This window comes from Ornithinibacter aureus, from assembly GCF_009858245.1.
Taxonomy (GTDB): domain Bacteria; phylum Actinomycetota; class Actinomycetes; order Actinomycetales; family Dermatophilaceae; genus Fodinibacter; species Fodinibacter aureus.
In genome coordinates this window covers 749,512-767,621 of the sequence record NZ_VMSB01000001.1, presented here as the reverse complement: position 1 = coordinate 767,621, position 18,110 = coordinate 749,512, and the positions used below count along the sequence as shown (strand labels likewise).

The following is an 18,110-nucleotide window of genomic DNA, read 5'->3' as shown; positions in this document are numbered from 1 at the left end:
GACGCTGTGGCCTCGGCGATGAGGGAACCGGGACCAAGGTAAAAGCGTTTACACATGCTTCGCAACGTCTCCACGCATCGAGGCGGTAACGATTGCGTAACACGGCGGCAACGCTGCGGTGGCGGGCGGTTCGAACCGCCGGTGAGAGAGCGCGATCCCCGCCTGAGGGTGGGGACCTCAGCGCACCGGTGAGCCGATACCGCCGATGACGGCCGGATAGGCCGTTCCGGAGCCGTCTCGCCTGCCGGACGCCTCGGGGAGCTCGAGCGCCACGCCGGCGGCCCCGCTGGCCCGTGCCGGACGGGCCCCGACCCACGCCAGGACCAGCGCATCCTCACCGCGCAGGAAGCGGTGTGCCCGAACCCCGCCCGTCCCACGACCCTTCGGTGGGTACTCCGCGTACGGGGTCACCTTGATGGCACCGGGCTGGGTGCCCGGCAGGGCGTCGGAGGCACCCGAGGAGGTGACGACGACGGCATCCGACGTCGGGTCGACGGCACCGAAGAACACGACGCAGGCGCCGGGGTTGAGGCGGATGCCGGCCATCCCACCGGCCGCTCGGCCCTGGGGTCGCACCGACGACGCCGAGAAGCGCAGCAGCTGCGCGTCACTGGTGACGAAGACGAGATCCTCCTCGCCGTCGCGCAGGGCAGCCGCGCCGACGACCCGGTCACCGTCCTTGAGGGCGATGACCTCCCAGCTCGCCCGAGCAGGGTGGTCCGGGGTGACCCGCTTGACGACACCCTGGGCGGTGCCGAGCGCGATCCCCGGCCCATCGGCATCCAACCCGACGATCGTCAGCGGCTCCTCCCCGGCGGGGAGGTCGGCGAAGACCGCGAGCGGAGCACCGCCGGACAGGCTGGGCGCGCCCCCGAGCGGGGGCAGCGTCGGCAGCTCGATGGCCGACATCCGCAGCATCCGCCCGGCCGAGGTGACGAGGCCGAACTCGCCGCGGGCCGTGGTGCGCACGGCACCGATGATGGCGTCGTGCTTGGCGCGGCCACCGTCGGCGGGCACCGGGTCGACCGAGGACGTGCGCGCCAGCAGGCCGGTGGACGACAACAGCACCCAGCACGGGTCGTCGGCCACCTCGAGCGGCGCCCCCACCGATGCGGGCACCCCCGCCGACTCCAGCAGCACGGTCCGTCGTGGGGTGCCGTGGGCCTTGGCGACGTCGGCGAGCTCGCCGGAGACGGTGCGGTGCAGCAGCTTCTCGTCGGCGAGGATCGCCTCGAGCTCCTCGATCTGGCGGCGCAGCTCGTCGCGCTCGCTCTCGAGCTCGATGAGGGAGAACTTCGTCAGCCGGCGCAGCTGGAGCTCGAGGATGTACTCGGCCTGGGCCTCGGAGAGGTCGAAGACGGACATCAGCCGTGCCTTCGCCGTCGCCGCGTCGTCGGAGGTGCGGATCAGCTGGATCACCTCGTCGATGTCGACGATGGCGATGAGCAGGCCCTCGACGAGGTGCAGTCGGTCCTGGCGCTTGCGCAGCCGGAACTCGGTGCGGCGGCGCACGACCTCGATGCGGAAGTCGACGTAGGTGCGCAGCAGCTCCTTCAGGCCCAGGGTGCGGGGTTGCCCGTCGACGAGGGCGACGTTGTTGATCCCGAACGAGTCCTCCATCGGGGTCAGCTTGTACAGCTGCTCGAGCACGGCGTCGGCGTTGAAGCCGTTCTTGACCTCGAAGACCAGCCGCAGGCCGTTCTTGCGGTCGGTGAGGTCCTTGACGTCGGAGATGCCCTGGAGCTTCTTGGCCTGCACCAGGGTCTTCACCCGCTCGATGACCTTCTCCGGGCCGACGAGGTAGGGCAGCTCGGTGACGACGATGCCCATCCGCCGCGGGGTGAGCTTCTCCACGCGTGCGGCGGCGCGGGTGCGGAACGAGCCCCGCCCGGTGAGGTAGGCGTCGCGGATGCCGTCGAGCCCCACGATCCGCCCGCCGCCCGGCAGGTCAGGGCCCGGGACGAACTTCATCAGGTCGTCCAGGGAACAGTCCGGGTGGGCGATGAGGTGGCGGGCGGCACCGATGACCTCGACGAGGTTGTGCGGGGCCATGTTCGTGGCCATACCGACGGCGATCCCGGACGCGCCGTTGACGAGCAGGTTGGGGTAGGCAGCGGGCATGACGCCGGGCTGCAGGAGCGAGTCGTCGTAGTTGGGGACGTAGTCGACGGTGTCCTCGTCGAGCCCGGACACCATGAGCAGTGCTGCCGGGGCCATCCGGGCCTCGGTGTACCGCGAGGCGGCCGGGCCGTCGTCGAGGGAGCCGAAGTTGCCGTGGCCGTCGACGAGCGGCAGGCGCATCGTGAACGGCTGCGCCATGCGCACCAGGGCGTCGTAGATCGCCTGGTCGCCGTGGGGGTGGTACTTGCCCATGACCTCACCGACGACCCGGCTGGACTTCACGTGGGGCCGGTCAGGGCGCAGGCCCAGCTCGCTCATCCCGAACAGGATGCGGCGCTGCACGGGCTTGAGCCCGTCGCGCGCATCGGGCAGGGCACGGGAGTAGATGACGCTGTAGGAGTACTCGAGGAACGCACTGCGCATCTCGTCCTCGACGTCGATGTCGATGACCCGCTCGACGCCGTCCTGCGGGGTCTCCCCGGGCGGTGGGGTGGTGGTGCGCTTGGCCATGGGGTCGGGCTCTGCTCTGGGTGAGGGTCGGACCGCGGATGCCGCGGCAGGGGACGCCGTCATCCTCACCCATCGGTCAGCGGCCGTTCACGCCGACGCGCCGGACCACCCGCCGAACCGTCCCGCGTGCAGCACGTCCCCCAGGGGGCGACGTGGCCTCGTGCGCGGTGACCCGCCGGTGTGCGCGGCCCGAGCGGCCGGGGTGCCCAGGGCGATGACCCCGACCAGGCGCCGGTCCTCGGGGATGCCGTGCGCCTCACGAACCGCGTCGTGGCGCTGGCCCGGGATGCCGAAGAACAAGGCGCCCAGCCCGGCATCCTGTGCGCCCAGGAGGATGATCATCGCCGCCATGGCGGTGTCGGTGTCCCAGTAGGGGATCGGCCAGCGATCGGGGGAGCGGTCGACCCACCCCTTGTCCGCCTGCGCGTACCGGTCGAGGTAGGCGCCGGCATCGGACAGGCACAGCACCAGGGCGGGAGCGGCGGACACCCCGCGTAGCCACGCATCGGCCGGGCCCCCGTCGTCGGCAGCGGCCCAGAAGGCCGCGCGGTCCTGCGGGTTCAGCAGCGCGACGAAGTCCCACCCCTGGCTGAACCCGGCGCTCGGGGCCCGCACCGCGAGCGCGACCAGGTCGCGCACGACCTCCATCTCGACCGGGACGGACGGGTCGAACCGGCGCACCATCCGCCGCCGCAGCACTGCGTCGCGTAGCTCCACGACCCCAGTGTGCCGGTGGGTGCCGGGAGTGTGTCCGACGGGTCCCTCGTGGTGGCACGATGGTGCCCATGGACGACGACCCGCTGCCTCCGGGTTACCCCAGCGAGTGGGAGGCCGACGTCGTCCTGCGCGACGGCACCGTCGCCCACGTCCGGCCGATCCGACCCTCGGACACCGACGGCATCCACCGTTTCCACAGCGGCCAGTCCGACGAGTCCATCTACCTGCGATTCTTCGCCCCGCTGCGGCAGCTGAGCGACGCCGACGTCCACCGCTTCACCCATGTGGACTACGTCGACCGGGTCGCCCTGGTCGTCACGCTGCGCGAGGACATCGTCGGGATCGGTCGCTACGACCGCATCGACGCCCGCAGCGCCGAGGTCGCCTTCAACATCAGTGACAACTACCAGGGCAAGGGCATCGGATCGGTGCTCCTCGAGCACCTCGCCGCGATCGCGCGCGACGTCGGCATCACCCGCTTCACCGCGGAGGTGCTGCCGCAGAACCGCAAGATGCTCTCGGTGTTCTCCGACGCCGGGTACGACGTCACGCGGCACATCGAGGACGGGGTCGTCGAGGTCGGGTTCGACATCGAGCCGACGGACTCCTCGAAGGCCGTCGCCATGTCCCGCGAGCACCGCGCCGAGGCCCTGAGTGTCGCCGCGATCCTGCACCCCCGCACGATCGCCGTGATCGGCGCCAGCCGGCGGCGCAACTCCATCGGCAGCCAGCTGCTCGAGCGCATCGTCGCGGCGGGGTTCACCGGCGAGATCCACCCGGTCAACCCCAACGTGCGCACCCTGCGGCGGCGCACCGCCTACCCCTCGGTGGCGGCCGTGCCCGGACGGGTCGACCTCGCGGTCATCGCCGTGCCGGCCCACGCCGTGCTCGAGGTCGTCGACGAGTGCGCCGAGGCGGGGGTCAAGGCGCTGCTCGTCGTCTCGGGCGGGTTCGCCGAGGAGGGGCGCGACGGCGCCCGCCTCCAGGCCGAACTGCTGCGTCGGGCCCGCGGGGCGGGGATGCGGGTCGTCGGGCCGAACTCCTTCGGGCTGATCAACAACGACCCGTCACTGCGGCTCAACGCCTCGCTCGCGACGACGCTGCCACCGGCGGGCCGGGTCGGTCTGTTCGCGCAGTCAGGGGCCCTGGGGATCGCCGTGCTCGCCTCGGCCGCGCGCCGCAACCTCGGCATCTCCACGTTCGGCTCGGCCGGCAACCGCGTCGACGTCTCGGGCAACGACTTCATGCAGTACTGGATCGACGACGACAGCACCGACGTCGTCGGCCTCTACCTCGAGTCGATGGGCAACCCGCGCAAGTTCTCGCGGATCGCCCGCAATCTCGCCCTCATCAAGCCGGTCATCGTCGTGAAGTCCGGGGTGTCGAGGTTCGGGGTGCCCCCGGGGCACCGGGTCCGCCGCACCAAGGCCCGCCCGGCGGTGTTCAAGGCCATGCTCAAGCAGGCCGGGGTGCTGCGCGTCGAGAACGTCCACCAGCTCTTCGACATCGCCCAGCTGCTCGCCACGCAACCGCTGCCCCGCGGCGACCGCGTCGCCATCGTCGGCAACTCGACCGCGCTCGGCACGTTGACCGCCGATGCCTGCACGAGCTGGGGCCTGAAGGTCGCCCACGGCCCGGTGAGCCTGCCGAGCGCGGCCACCGCCGCCCAGTTCCGCACGGCGCTCGCAGCCGCGTTCGCCGACCCCAAGGTCGACTCGGTGCTGACCTGCTTCATCCCGCCCCTGGTCACCAACGACGAGGACGTGGCCGCCGCCGTGCGCGACATGGCGCACGGTGCCGACAAGCCGTGCGCCGCCACCTTCCTCGGCATGCGCGGCGTGGACGACGGGCACTCCTCCGTCACCGGCACGGGTGGCTCCACGCAGGCGATTCCCGTGTACGGGATGCCCGAGGATGCCGTGCGCGCGCTGGCCGCGGCCACCCGGTACGGCACCTGGCGCTCCAAGGACCACGGGGTGCCCGTGGCGCCGGCCGGCATCAACCGGCGGATCGCGGAGGACATCGTCGAGACGGTGCTCGCGATGGAGCCCAAGGGTCGGCGCCTCACCCCGGACGAGTCCACCGCCCTCCTGCAGGCGTACGGCATCGACGTCTGGACCAAGCAGGAGGTCGGCACCGTCGACGAGGCGATCGCGGCGGCCGAGCAGGTCGGCTACCCGGTGGTGCTGAAGTCGACGGCGCCGATGGTCCGCCACCAGGGCGGCATCAGCGGGGTGCGCGTCGACCTGCGCACCGAGGCCGCACTGCGGGTCGCGTGGGAGTCGCTCACCGAACGGCTCGCCCCGCTCGACGCGGATCGCCTGGTCGTGCAGCGCATGGCGACCCCGGGGGTGCCGTGTGTCGTCACCTCCGACGAGGACCCGCTCTTCGGGCCGGTCATCGGCTTCAGCGTCGCCGGGCTGCCCACCGAGCTGCTCGGTGACATCGGCTACCGCATCCCGCCCCTCACCGACGTCGACGTCTCCGAGCTGATCTCGTCGGTGAAGGCGTCCCCGGTGCTGCACGGCCACCGGGGGGCGACCCCGGTGAACCGGGCTGCGCTCGCCGATCTCATCGCGCGGGTCTCGGTGCTCGCCGACGACCTCGCCGAGGTGGCCTCGCTGGTGCTCAACCCCGTCAACGCCCACCCCGGAGGAGTCGAGGTGCTGGGCGCCGAGATCGTGATCGCGCCTGCGCCCCGCCGCACCGACCCCGGGCGCCGGTCGCTGACGTAGCGGGCACAATGGACCCCATGAGCCCTGCCCCCGACGCCCCCGTCCTCCCGGCGGACCTGACCGCCGCGATCGTGCGGGCCGGCTACTACCCAGCCCTGGTTGCCGACATCGTCGCCGCGGCCCTGGTGCACGAGCCGATCCACAGCCACCTGGTGCACCTCGAGACCACCTTCGACCGCGACGTCGTGCGCCGCCACATCACGGTGCTCGTGCTGACCCCCACCCGGCTGCTCATCGCCCACGCCGACGACCACGCCGACGAGCCGCCGGCTCCGCAGGACGTCGCCACCGCGACCACCGAGTCGATCCCGCTGTCCGCGGTGCGTGGGGTCATGCTGACCCACGTCGTGGAGAGCCCGTCGACCTACGTGCCGGGCAGCCTCGGCCGCGAGATCACCCTCACCCTCGGGTGGGGCACGGTGGCCCGCCTCGACCTCGTGCCGGCCTCCTGCGCCGACCCCGACTGCGAGGCCGACCACGGCTACGAGGGCACCATCACCGGTGACGACATCGCCCTGCGCATCTCGGCCGCTGCCGACGGTGAGGACGCACTGGCGCAGGCCCTGTCGTTCGCGCGCGACCTGTCCGCGGCGCTCGGCCAGGCCTGACCACCCGGATGCCGTCCACCGGGGACCCATCGGCTCTCGCCCCCGTCGGGCCCGCGCCCTCGCTGGCCGACGTGCTCCCCAGCGTCGCGAGGAGCCTCGGCGTCGCGTGGGGTGCGCCGCGAGCGGGAGGTGACCGGGCGGCATCCGACGGCTTCGCCTTCCCGCCCACCCGCCGGGCGGTCGTCGTGCTCATCGACGGGCTGGGGCACGACCTCCTGGTCCGGCGGGCCGGCCACGCGCCGTGGCTGCGGTCGAGGCTCGCGAGCACCCAAAGGGTCGCCAGTGGTTTCCCGTCGACCACCGCCACGTCGATGGGCACCTTCGGCACGGGGCTGGCGGCCGGCGCCCACGGGCTGCTCGGCTACGAGGTGCTCGTTCCCGGTCATGACCGGCTCCTCAACGAGCTGTCGTGGGAGGACGGGCCGGACCCTCGCCTCTGGCAGCCGCACGGCACGGTCTTCGAGGCCGTGGAGCGCGACGGCGTCGAGGTCGTGCGCATCGGCCCGGCGTACTTCGACGGGTCGGGGCTGACCACGGCGGCCCTGCGCGGCGGCCGGTTCGTCGCCGCGACCTCCTTGGGGGCCCGGGTCGACGCCGCCCTCACCGCCGTGCGCGCTGCGCCGCGCACCCTGGTGCACCTGTACTGGGGTGAGCTCGACAAGGTCGGCCACGTCCACGGCTGCGACTCGTGGCAGTGGGGCGAGCAGCTCGAGGCGCTCGACCGGGAACTGGCCCGGCTGGCCTCCCGGCTGCCGGCTGACTGCTCGCTCACCGTGACGGCCGACCACGGCATGGTCGACTCCCCGCACGAGCTGCGCCTCGACGTCGCCCACGAGCCGGTGCTGGCCCACGGGGTGCGTCACGTCAGTGCCGAGGCCCGGGCCCCGCAGCTCTACGTCGAGCCCGGCGCCGCTGACGACGTCCGCGCAGCCTGGGCCGAGCATCTTGGCGACCGGGCACTGGTCCGCAGCCGGGAGGAGGCCGTCGCAGCAGGGTGGTTCGGTGCGGTGCTGCCCGAGAACCTGCCGCGCATCGGCGACGTCGTCGTCGCGATGCGGGGCCGCTTCGCCGTCGAGGACTCCCGCCGCGCCCGCCCTGAACTGCTCGCGCTCATCGGCCTGCACGGGTCGCTCAGCGACGACGAGGTGTCGGTTCCCGTCGTGCACGTGCCACCGGCCGTCGTCGCCTAGGGTGTCGCCTCGTGGCTGAACTGGTGTTCTTCTCCGGAACGATGGACTGCGGCAAGTCGACCCTGGCCCTGCAGATGGACCACAACAACTCCGCCCGCGGCCGGCAGGGGCTGATCTTCACCAAGCTCGACCGCATGGGGGAGTCGGTGCTCTCCTCGCGGCTGGGCCTGTCGACCCCGGCCATCGAGGTCTCCGACCACCTCGACTTCTGGGACACCGTCGTCGAGCGGCTCACCCAGGGCGCCCGGGTGGACTACCTCATCTGTGACGAGGCGCAGTTCTACACCCCCGAGCAGGTCGAGCAGCTGGCCCGCCTCGTCGACGAGCTCGGCATCGACGTGCACGCCTTCGGGATCACCGCAGACTTCCGGACCGAGCTCTTCGCCGGGTCGCGCCGCCTCATCGAGCTCGCCGACAGGGTGCAGCTGTTGCAGGTCGAGGCGCTGTGCTGGTGCGGGCGCAAGGCCACCCACAACGCCCGCATCGTCGACGGGGTGATGGTCGTCGAGGGGGAGCAGGTCGTCGTCGGCGACACCGCGAGCGCCTCGGTGGGGCTCGTCGAGTACGAGGTGCTCTGCCGCCGCCACTACATGCGGCGGATGAACAGCCACGCCGCACGCGCCGCGGCCCTCTCGCCGGACACGCTGCCGTTCGACCTCGACGTGTGCGCCGTGCCGCCCCAGCCGCCTTCTCGCGCCTGACGCGCTGACACGGCGGTCGGCCGGGTCAGCCCTGGCCGCTGCCCTTGGTGCCGAAGACGATGTCGTCCCAGCTCGGCACGCTCGGGCGCCCCTTGCGCGACGGCGTCGGACGCATCGGCGGACGCTTGGCCCCGGACCGCTCGGATGCTGTGTTCTCTGGTGTCGCGCTGGCGTTGGGTGCCGGGTCGGCGTTGGATGCCGGGTCGTCAGCGGGTTCTGGGTCGTCCATCGGGTGCTCGGCCTCGGCTGGCGCGGCATCGGCGTCATCGACCGGCAGGTCGTGAACGATGAACTCCTCGACCTGCGCAGTCAGCTCATCCTCCGCAGGCACCTCGTCCTGCGCAGCCAGCTCGCCGTGCGCAGTCATCTCGTCGTGCGCCCCAACCCCGGGGCCATCCCCATCGGCGGGCACGGCGACAGGCGGTGGTGGCGGCGGCACGAACGTCGGGTCGAGGTGGAGGTCCTCCAGGGGGAGGGCGTCGCCGCGCAACGCATCGGCTCCCGGGGCGTGGGTCGCAGAGGAGCGTCGGCGCTTTCGACCTCGGGCGCTCTGCTCACGCATGGCCGCCATGAGGTCGATCGGGTCGTGCGGGCCGCGTGCGGGCCGCGTGGGCTCCCGAGGGGCGCGCTCGAGACCGCCGTCCGCGTCGATGTCGTACACGTCGAGGTCGCCCTCGAGGGCAACCCGGTGCGGGGTGGGGATCGCCCCGGGTGTGGCGTCCTCGCTGAGCCACCGGGCCTCGTCGTTGGTGGCCGTCACCGACCCACCGAGCGGTTCGTAACGCCAGGTCGCGGTGCGCTGGCGCCCTCCGGCACTGAAGGTCATGCTCAGCTGCCAGGTGCCCTCCTCGTCGCGCGCGGAGTCCCAGTCCACGGCATCCCGCTCGACTCCGCGGTCCTTGAGCCGGTCGGCGACCCGGTCGGCGAGCGTGAGCGGCCCGTTGCCCCGCGTCCCGACGGCGCACTGCTGGGCCTTGGTCGCGACGTACTCGCGCTCGGCGAGCACGGGGCCCTCGAAGCGTCGAACCTTCTCCAGGGTCCACCCGGCGCGGTCGGCGACCTCCTCCGCGGACAGCCCGCGGCGGATGAGCGCCTGCACGTCCCGCGGTCGCAGGCCACCCTCGATCTCGATCTGCAACTGGCCCAGCCGTGGCCGGTCCCGCCGGGCCGCCGCGCGCAGGGCCTCGTCGAGGGGCAGCCGGAAGCGCCCGCCGTCGGCGTTCGCCAGCAGCAGGTGTTGGCCGTCCTCGTGGACGCCGATGAGTCGAAGGTCCTGCATGTCGGGGCTCCCGGTGGTGCTCGTGGTCAGGACGACTGTGCCACTGCCCGACGGCCAGATGCCGCAGCCCACGCCGAGGCTCGCCGGATTGCCCGCTTACGCTTGTCGCATGCCTGACTCCGCGTCCCCACTCGCCCCGTACGACGCCGTCCTCCTCGTCTCCTTCGGCGGCCCCGAGGCCCCCGAGGAGGTCGTGCCCTTCCTGCGCCGCGTCACGGCCGGTCGCGACATCCCCGACTCCCGCCTCGAAGAGGTCGGTGAGCACTACTTCGCCCGCGGTGGGCGCAGCCCGATCAACGACCTCAACCGCGACCTGCTCGCGCGACTGCGGGCGGAACTGGATCGCCGCGAGATCTCGACCCCGCTGCTCTGGGGCAACCGCAACTCCGAGCCGTTCCTTGCCGGAGCCGTCCACGAGGCCCTCGACCAAGGGGCGTCCCGCGTCCTCACCCTGGTCACCAGTGCCTACTCGTGCTACTCCTCGTGCCGTCAGTACCGCGAGGACCTCGCGGCGGCGGTCGACGACGTCGGCCCGGCCGCCGACGGCCTCGTCATCGACAAGGTGCGCCCCTACTTCGGACACCCGGGGGTCGGGAGGGCGTGGCGCCGGGCCCTCGTCGAGGCGCTGTCGGCCCTGCCCGATCCGACGAGCGCGCGCATCCTCTACGTCACCCACTCCATCCCGACGGCGATGGACGACACGTCCGGCCCGGGCGACGGCGAGGGCAACCTCTACGTCGACCAGCACGTCCGGCTGGGCCGCCGCCTCACCGACGAGGTCAACGCCGACCTCGGCCTGGCCGTCGAGGGTGAGCTCGTCTTCTGCTCCCGCTCGGGTCGCCCCGGCCAGCCCTGGCTCGAGCCCGACGTCAACGACCGCATCGAGGAGCTCGCCGCGGAAGGTGGGGTCAGCGCGGTCGTCGTCGCACCGATCGGGTTCGTCTCCGACCACATGGAGGTCGTCCACGACCTCGACACCGAGGCGGCCGAGACCGCGCAGAAGGTCGGGATGCCGTTCGTCCGGGTCGCGACTCCGGGCACCGACGACCTGTTCGTCGAGGGCATGGTCGACCTGCTGCTCGAGCGCGCGGCGCAGGCCCGCGGCGAGGTCGTCCTGCCCGAGACGTGGGTGCCCGGCGACGTGCGCCCGTCGGTGTGCGACCCGGGCTGCTGCCCGAACCTGCGCGCCGTGAAGCCGGCCCTGTGCGGCAGCGACTGATGACCACGCACCCCGCCCCCACGGCATCCGACCTGCCCGTCGGCCTCGCCGCCGTCCTCGAGGAGATCGCCTGCACGGTCGCGCGCGCCGCCGGGCGACTCGTCGTCGACGAGCGGCCGGTCGACCTGGGCGTGTCGTCGAAGTCGAGCGCGACCGACCCCGTGACCGTCATGGACCAGCGCAGCCAGGAGCTCATCATCGAGCTGCTCGCCGCGGCCCGCCCCGACGATGCCGTGCTCGGTGAGGAGGAGGGTGCCTCGACCGGCACCAGCGGGCTGACCTGGGTGATCGACCCGATCGACGGCACCGTGAACTACCTCTACGGCATCCCGGCGTATGCCGTGTCCGTCGCCGTCGTCGTGGGGGACCCTGCCGTGGCCGGTGCCTGGCAGCCGGTGGCGGGCGCGGTGCTGAACCCTGAGTCGGGCGAGCTCTTCCATGCGCACCTCGGCGGGGGAGCGAGACTGACGACGGATGCCGGGACGCGCACCCTGCGCGCCACGGCCGCCACCGACGTCGCGCACGCCCTCGTCGGCACGGGGTTCGGCTACGCCGCCGACCTGCGCCGGCGACAGGCCGAACTGCTCGTCGACCTCCTGCCGCGGGTGCGCGACATCCGCCGCCACGGCGGGGCCGCCCTCGACCTGTGTGGTCTGGCCGCGGGACGTCTCGACGCCTACTACGAGAGCGCCCTCAACCCGTGGGACCGCGCCGCCGGGGAGCTCGTCGCCCGTGAGGCCGGGGCCGTGCTCGGCGGGCCGGTCGGTGACGTGCTCACGCGCGACCTCGTGTGGGGGGCCGCGCCCGGACTGGCTGCGCAGTTCGGTCCGCTCGTGCGCGACCTGGCGGCCCGGCACGTCGGTTCGCTGGACTGACGCCGGTTTTCTTCCTGCCCGCTGGGACGACATGGCTTTTGTGCCGTTCATGGTGCACAATCGCCGCGCACGGCGCAGCCCGGGCACAAAATCGGAACCAGATGCGTTCTGAGGGTCCCGGGACACGACGAAGGGTGGACGACAGGTAATGGCAACCGACTACGACGCACCGCGCAAGACCGACGACGAGCTGTCCGAGGACTCCATCGAGGAGTTGAAGAGCCGGCGCGTCGACAAGCGCGCCTCGAGTGTCGACGTCGACGAGACCGAGCAGGCCGAGGGCTTCGAACTGCCCGGTGCCGACCTGTCCGGCGAAGAGCTCTCGGTGCGGGTGCTGCCGCGCCAGGCCGATGAGTTCACCTGCTCGCGGTGCTTCCTCGTGCACCACCGCAGCCAGCTCGCGACCGACAAGGGTGGCGTGCTCGTGTGCCGGGAGTGCGCGGCCTGAGCACCGTCGCCGTTCGCCGGCTGCACCCGGACGCCCGCCTGCCGCTCTACGCCACGCAGGGGGATGCCGGTGCCGACCTCACGAGCGTCGCGCAGGTGACGTTGGCCCCGGGGGAGCGGGCGCTGGTGCCCACCGGCATCGCGCTGGCGCTCCCGCCGGGGACGGTCGGTCTGGTCCACCCGCGTTCGGGCCTCGCGGCCCGGCACGGCATCACCGTGGTCAACGCCCCCGGCACCATCGACTCGGGGTACCGCGGCGAGGTGCACGTCAACCTCGTGAACCTCGACCCGCGCGAGTCGTTCACGGTGCAGGTCGGTGACCGCATCGCCCAGCTCGTCGTGCAGCACTACGTCCAGGCGACCTTCGAGGTCGCGGATTCGCTTCCGGAGAGTGACCGGGGGGAGACTGGGCACGGGTCCACGGGCGGCTTCGGTTCGCACCAGCCCGCCTGACCCGCAGGACACCAGACCAGATTCGAGGACGACCCCCGTGAGCATCTTCAAGCGTTCCAAGAAGTCCGACCCCGCCGGTCCGGCCGAGGAGGTCGACGGCGTCGAGACGCTGGAGGGCCAGGACGACACCGACACCGACACCGACGGCACGGACGGTGGCGACGCCGCGGGCGATGTCGAGGTGACGCGCACGGCATCCGTGGTGCTCGACCGCAGCGAGGGCCCGTTCGACGCGAGCGAGGTCGACGGCCGTGGGGGTCGGGTCGACCTCGGCGCACTCTGGATGCAGGGCGTTCCCGGCATGGAGCTGCGCCTCGAGGTCGACCAGAACACCCAGCAGGTCAACGCCGCGATGGCCGTGATCCGCGACTCCACGCTCCAGCTGCAGGCGTTCGCGGCGCCGCGCTCGGGTGGGCTGTGGGACGAGATCCGCGCAGAACTCGTGACCGCGATCGAGACGCAGGGCGGCACCGCGGAGGAGCGGGTCGGCCCGCTCGGCACCGAGCTGCGCACGCGGATGCCGTCGCGCGGCGAGAACGGCCGCACGGTGTTCGCTCCCGCGACCTTCCTCGGGGTCGACGGGCCGCGCTGGTTTCTGCGCGGGGTGCTCGCCGGTCGCGCGGCGATCGACGACGAGGCGGCAGCCCCGCTGCTCGAGGTGCTGCGCGCGGCCGTCGTCGTGCGCGGCACCGAGCCGATGGCTCCGCGCGAGCTGCTGCCGCTGGCCCTGCCGCGCGAGGCCGAGCGCGCTGCCGAGGCTGCCGAGGCGGAGGCTGACGCCGCCGACGAGGCCGAGCGCACGTCGCTGGACCCCTTCACGCGAGGGCCTGAGATCACCGAGGTGCGGTGATGGGCCTGCGCGAGCTGCTGCACGACCTGGGCAAGACCTCGGTCGAGCACCAGGCCGACGCGCTGCGCAGCCAGTCCGAGACAGCGGGGGGTGATGACCTCACGGCCCTGGCTCCCCGGCATCCGGCCTGCGTGTGCGGCACCGTGCGCACCGTGACCCTGCCGCCGCGGCGCAGCGTGCCCGCCCTGGTCGCGGAGGTGTGGGACGGCAACGGCTCGGTCAACCTCGTGTGGATCGGTCGCCGCAGCATCGCCGGCATCGAGCCGGGCACGTTCCTGCGGGCGCGCGGCCGAGTGGCTGAGGTGCGCGGGGTGCCGACGATCTTCAACCCGGCCTACGAGATCGTGCCGACCGCGTGAGCGACGCTGTGACCCCCGCGACCCCGCAGACCGTCGAGGCGCTGATCCGGCACCGGCTGTCCACCGCCCTCGGGGGGTGGCGCGGGTCGATCGAGACGGCGCTGCCGACCGTGGTCTTCGTCGCCCTGTGGACGTGGCGCCAGGACATCCGGCTCGCTGCCGGGGCGGCCATGGGCATCGCCCTGGTGCTCGCCGTGGTTCGGCTCGCGCAGAAGTCGTCGCTGACCCACGTGCTCGGCGCCGTCTTCGCGACCGGCATCGCCGCGTTCTTCGCCCTGCGCTCGGGGCGCGCCGAAGCGGCCTTCCTGCCCGGCATCCTCACCAATGCCGCCTACCTCGTCGGCACGGTGTTCTCGATCCTGGCCCGCTGGCCGGCAGTCGGGTTCCTCGTCGGCGCCGGCGACCCGCGTGCTGCCGAGGACCCGTTCGGGTGGCGCAAGGACCGCGGCATGGTGGCAGTGTGCTCACGCCTGACGTGGGTGCTCGTCGGGGTCTACGCGATCCGGCTGCTCATCATGGTGCCGCTCTACCTCGCCGCCGAGGTGGCCTGGCTCGGCGTCGCGAAGATCGCCCTCGGCTGGCCGCTGTGGGTGGCCTCCATCGCCGTCATGGGCTGGATGCTGGTGGCTGGCCACACCCCGCTGGAGCCTGACTCCGACACGAGCCCGGAGGCCGAGCCAGCCGACACCGCCTGAGTCGAGTGAGCGCAACACGCCGTGTGCGCTCGACCGACAGCACCGTGGTGCGCTCACTCGTTCGCGTGTGAGCGATCGCGACCCGTACCCCGGGCGGCCACGAGCAGGCCGATTGACACCAGAACCAGCCCCGGGGGGTAGGGCGGCAGGAGGAACACCACAGCGCCGAGGCCGATGAGGGCTGCGCCAGCACGTCCGAGGGTCCCCGAGCGGCGGCCGAAGATCGCCAGCGCGGCGAACGCCACCAGCCCCAGGACCGACTTCGGGACGAACAGGGCACTCACCCCTGCGGAGCTGCCGATGTCGTCGAAGACCGGGTCCGTGGTCGTCGACGCGATACCGACGATCGCGGTCGCGTCGAACCACGTCAACGCGAGGGTGAACGCGAGCGCAGCGCCGACCATCGCAACGACCCAGCGCTGAACTCCCACCAGGAACGCGGGCAGGCACCAGATGAGCACGGCCAGCCCAACCGTGGCGATGGCGCTCCCCACGATGCCGACGGGCAGCAGGAAGGACTCCCGTGCACTGAGGTCACCTCCCGCGGCAACCGTCGAGATGAAAGCGAGGCTGCCCAAGAGCGTGGCCGTGGCCCCGATCCGAACGGCGGTGGTCGGGGATGAGGTGGGGGCGGACGATGTGGTGGTTGGGGACGTCGCGGCGGTGGTCACGGCACTGCCCTTCCTGCTCGTGAAATCTGTCAGCACCGACGGTGTCGTGATCTCGGCACGGTGGGTACCGGCAGGTGGGACAGCGACCCTTCCCCCACATGGGGGATGCCGTGGCGCCGGGCCGGCTCTATCGTCGGCACATGGTGAGGCGCCTCATGGAGCGGTGGCGCGCCGAGGACTGGCGCGTCGAGCTCGCCATCGCCGTGATCGTCGCCGTGGTGAGCGCCACGGGCGCGTGGGTGGGTGACCCGGCGGACAGCGGTCGTACGGGCGCCTTTCCTGCCACCGTCGCGCTGTGCGCCGGTCTCGTCCTCGTGGCGCGGCGCGTCACCCCGATGGCGGTTCTTGGCGTCGTGCTCGTGCTTCTCGTGCTGGCTTCGGTCGACGGTCACCAGCTGGGTACGACACCGGTGGCCCTGCTCTTCGCGAGCCACGCCGCGGGGCGGTGGGCTCCCGGAGCCCGGGGCGTGATCGCTCTCGCGGCGATCTGGGTCGTCTTCGCCGGACTGGCGCTGTGGGGTGACCCGTACTTCCGGAGCCCGATCGCGGTCCTGGCCCCCGTCATCTATGGCCTGCCGTTCGTGGTCGGCCGCTACGTCGCTGCCCGAACGGAACGGACCGAACGGGAGTGGCACGAGGCGCGCGACGCCGAACGCGCCCAGATCGCGCGGGAGCTGCACGACATCGTCACCCACGCGTTGACGGGAATCACCGTCCAGGCTGGGACGGCACGACACCTGCGGCTGGGGGGTGGGGCAGCGATCGAGACGTTCGCCCAGATCGAGACCCAGGGCAGGCAGGCGCTCGGAGACCTGCGCCGCATGCTCGACCTCCTGCGTGAGGACCACCCCGGTGAAAACCGGCCGACCCCCGGCATCGGCGACCTGCGTCAGCTCGTCGACGCCCACCGCAGTGCTCACGGGCCCGTCACCTTGACGCTCGATGATGGTTGGCAGGAGATAGGGGCCAGCGCCGGTCTGGCGACCTTCCGCCTCGTTCAGGAGGCGCTCACCAACGTGGCCCGACATGCTCGCGGCGCTCCGGCGCTGGTGGTGGTTGCGTGCGGCGCTCGCGACGTCCGGGTCAGTGTCGAGGACACGGGCCCCGGTCCGACTCCCGAGCGGCCGGACTCCTACGGGCTCGTGGGGATGCGCGAGCGTGTCGAGCTGTTCGGCGGCACCTTCGAGGCCGGGCCACGACCGGAGGGTGGCTTCGCCGTCCGCGCCCTGATCCCGTGCGGCCGATGACACCACCCCCCGAGCAGATTCCACCGATTCGGGTCGTCGTCGTGGATGATCAGGACCTCGTGCGTGCCGGGTTCGTCGCGCTGCTCGAGGCGGAGCCGGGCATCTCCGTGGTGGGCCAGGCGAGCAGGGGAGACGACGCGCTGCGGGTGGTCCGTCGCACGGTTCCCGACGTGGTGCTGATGGACGTGCGGATGCCGGGGCTGGACGGGATCGAGGCTGTCCGCCGCATCCGTGCCGAGGCTGCGCTGGAGCGGGTCCGGGTCCTCGTGCTGACCACGTTCGGGCTCGATGAGTACGTGTACGGGGCGCTGCGGGCGGGTGCTCGTGGGTTCCTGGTCAAGGACACCGCGCCGGAACAGCTCATCGCGGCAGTCCACCAGGTCGCCGGTGGTGCCGTCGTCCTGGGCGAGGGTGTCGTGGACCGTGTGGTCGCCGAGATGCTGCGCACGACACCTGCGGTGAGCCGGCCCTTGCCGGTGCTGACACCGCGGGAAAGAGATGTCCTCCGCCTGCTCACCGAGGGGCTGACCAACCGCCAGATCGCCAGTCGCCTCCGGATCGGGGAGGCGACGGTGAAAACCTACGTGAGCAGGTTGCTGCTCGCCTTCGAGGTGGAGTCGCGCGTCCTGCTCGCAGTGCGGGCGATCGAGTCGGGCGTGCTCGGCCCACCCCGCTCAGCCCGGGCAGAGCCCTGCTGGCGCTGACCTCGAGTCCAGCGGTCAGCGCTCGTCGTCGGGGTCCTCGGAGTCGCGCTTGTGCCGCTGGCCGGGGCTGAGCAGGGTCTCGAGCTCGGCCTCGACGTCCGGCGTGGTGAGGAAGAGCAGCTCATCGAGCGGCTCAAGCGCGTCGTCGCGGGTGGGGGCGATCGGGTGGCCCTCGCGGATGATGCCGGTGAGCACGGTGTTGCCCGGCAGCGGCACGTCCCCGACGCGCGAGCCGGCGTAGGGGCTGCCCACGGGCAGGGTCATCTCGACCATCATCGCCTTGCCCTGCTGGAACTCGAAGATCCGCACGAGGTCACCGACGCTCACGGCCTCCTCGACCAGGGCGGTCATGATCCGCGGGGTCGAGACCGCGACGTCGACGCCCCAGGCCTCGTCGAACATCCACTCGTTCTTGGGGTTGTTCACCCGGGCCACCGTGCGCGGCACGCCGAACTCCGTCTTGGCGAGCAGGGACAGCACGAGGTTGACCTTGTCGTCACCCGTGGCGGCCACGACGACCTCGCAGTCGGCCAGGCCCGCCTCGCTGAGTGCCTCGATCTCGCAGGCGTCGGCCTGCAGCCAGCTGGCGTCGGGCACCTTGGCCACCCGCTCGCCGTCGGCGTCACGGTCGATGAGGAGCACGTGGTGCTCGTTGCGCAGCAGCTCGCGGGCGATCGAACGCCCGACGCTGCCGGCTCCGGCGATGACGACGCGCATGGGTGACGGGCC

General features: G+C 72.3%; 18 protein-coding genes. 13 read left to right on the top strand and 5 right to left on the bottom strand.

From position 1 onward, the window contains the following. Positions 1–177 precede the first annotated feature (177 nt). The gene (locus C8E84_RS03725) at positions 178–2,631 is read right to left on the bottom strand and encodes a DNA gyrase/topoisomerase IV subunit A (protein WP_159904444.1); all 2,454 of its coding nucleotides are present in this window, start codon (positions 2,629–2,631) and stop codon (positions 178–180) included. 87 nt (positions 2,632–2,718) lie between these two features. After that, entirely contained in the window at positions 2,719–3,348 is a 630-nt protein-coding gene (locus C8E84_RS03720; protein ID WP_159899581.1) for a nitroreductase family protein, read from the bottom strand. A gap of 68 nt (positions 3,349–3,416) precedes the next feature. On the opposite strand from C8E84_RS03720, the gene C8E84_RS03715 reads away from it, so the two are divergent. From C8E84_RS03715 to C8E84_RS03700, 4 genes are read left to right on the top strand one after another with little or no spacing between them, the layout of a single operon-like run. After that, positions 3,417–6,083: a bifunctional acetate--CoA ligase family protein/GNAT family N-acetyltransferase gene (locus C8E84_RS03715; RefSeq protein WP_246196758.1), complete on the top strand. Its 2,667-nt coding sequence runs from the start codon at positions 3,417–3,419 to the stop codon at positions 6,081–6,083. A gap of 8 nt (positions 6,084–6,091) precedes the next feature. After that, positions 6,092–6,691, top strand: coding sequence for a DUF5998 family protein (locus tag C8E84_RS03710; protein WP_159899578.1), 600 nt, complete (start codon positions 6,092–6,094; stop codon positions 6,689–6,691). 8 nt (positions 6,692–6,699) lie between these two features. After that, positions 6,700–7,881: an alkaline phosphatase family protein gene (locus C8E84_RS03705; RefSeq protein WP_159899576.1), complete on the top strand. Its 1,182-nt coding sequence runs from the start codon at positions 6,700–6,702 to the stop codon at positions 7,879–7,881. Positions 7,882–7,892: 11 nt separating this feature from the next. Beyond that, complete coding sequence (locus tag C8E84_RS03700; RefSeq protein WP_159899574.1) at positions 7,893–8,582, top strand: thymidine kinase; 690 nt, start codon at positions 7,893–7,895, stop codon at positions 8,580–8,582. A 25-nt stretch (positions 8,583–8,607) separates the two neighbouring features. On the opposite strand, the gene sepH is transcribed toward C8E84_RS03700, so the two are convergent. Then, positions 8,608–9,861, bottom strand: a complete 1,254-nt coding sequence (sepH, locus tag C8E84_RS03695; protein WP_159899572.1) for a septation protein SepH — start codon at positions 9,859–9,861, stop codon at positions 8,608–8,610. 109 nt (positions 9,862–9,970) lie between these two features. On the opposite strand from sepH, the gene C8E84_RS03690 reads away from it, so the two are divergent. From C8E84_RS03690 to C8E84_RS03660, 7 genes are all read left to right on the top strand, one after another. Further along, a complete protein-coding gene (locus C8E84_RS03690) occupies positions 9,971–11,080 on the top strand; it encodes a ferrochelatase (protein WP_159899570.1) in 1,110 nt (369 codons plus the stop codon). Next, on the top strand, positions 11,080–11,955 hold the full coding sequence (locus C8E84_RS03685) for an inositol monophosphatase family protein (protein WP_159899568.1): 876 nt from the start codon (positions 11,080–11,082) through the stop codon (positions 11,953–11,955). Before C8E84_RS03690 ends, C8E84_RS03685 begins: the two co-directional genes overlap by 1 nt. Positions 11,956–12,103: 148 nt before the next feature. Then, on the top strand, positions 12,104–12,403 hold the full coding sequence (locus C8E84_RS03680; protein ID WP_159899566.1) for a DUF4193 domain-containing protein: 300 nt from the start codon (positions 12,104–12,106) through the stop codon (positions 12,401–12,403). After that, positions 12,391–12,855 (top strand): dUTP diphosphatase, encoded by a 465-nt coding sequence (gene dut, locus C8E84_RS03675; RefSeq protein WP_159904442.1) that lies wholly within the window; start codon positions 12,391–12,393, stop codon positions 12,853–12,855. Before C8E84_RS03680 ends, dut begins: the two co-directional genes overlap by 13 nt. 37 nt (positions 12,856–12,892) lie before the next feature. Continuing rightward, complete coding sequence (locus C8E84_RS03670; RefSeq protein ID WP_159899564.1) at positions 12,893–13,705, top strand: DUF3710 domain-containing protein; 813 nt, start codon at positions 12,893–12,895, stop codon at positions 13,703–13,705. Next, entirely contained in the window at positions 13,705–14,064 is a 360-nt protein-coding gene (locus tag C8E84_RS03665; protein ID WP_159899562.1) for an OB-fold nucleic acid binding domain-containing protein, read from the top strand. The genes C8E84_RS03670 and C8E84_RS03665 overlap by 1 nt, the downstream gene beginning before the upstream one ends. After that, positions 14,061–14,759, top strand: coding sequence for a DUF3159 domain-containing protein (locus C8E84_RS03660; RefSeq protein ID WP_159899560.1), 699 nt, complete (start codon positions 14,061–14,063; stop codon positions 14,757–14,759). Before C8E84_RS03665 ends, C8E84_RS03660 begins: the two co-directional genes overlap by 4 nt. Positions 14,760–14,812: 53 nt before the next feature. Here C8E84_RS03660 and C8E84_RS03655 read toward each other — a convergent pair whose 3' ends face one another. Further along, the gene (locus C8E84_RS03655) at positions 14,813–15,337 is read right to left on the bottom strand and encodes a hypothetical protein (protein ID WP_159899558.1); all 525 of its coding nucleotides are present in this window, start codon (positions 15,335–15,337) and stop codon (positions 14,813–14,815) included. A gap of 167 nt (positions 15,338–15,504) precedes the next feature. Between C8E84_RS03655 and C8E84_RS03650 the strand changes: the two genes are divergently transcribed. Beyond that, a complete protein-coding gene (locus C8E84_RS03650) occupies positions 15,505–16,677 on the top strand; it encodes a sensor histidine kinase (RefSeq protein ID WP_159899556.1) in 1,173 nt (390 codons plus the stop codon). Beyond that, positions 16,674–17,381, top strand: a complete 708-nt coding sequence (locus C8E84_RS03645) for a response regulator (protein ID WP_159899554.1) — start codon at positions 16,674–16,676, stop codon at positions 17,379–17,381. The genes C8E84_RS03650 and C8E84_RS03645 overlap by 4 nt, the downstream gene beginning before the upstream one ends. Before the next feature lie 15 nt (positions 17,382–17,396). Here the strand turns inward: C8E84_RS03645 and C8E84_RS03640 are convergent, their stop codons facing one another. Beyond that, entirely contained in the window at positions 17,397–18,098 is a 702-nt protein-coding gene (locus C8E84_RS03640) for a potassium channel family protein (RefSeq protein ID WP_159899552.1), read from the bottom strand. Positions 18,099–18,110: the final 12 nt, after the last annotated feature.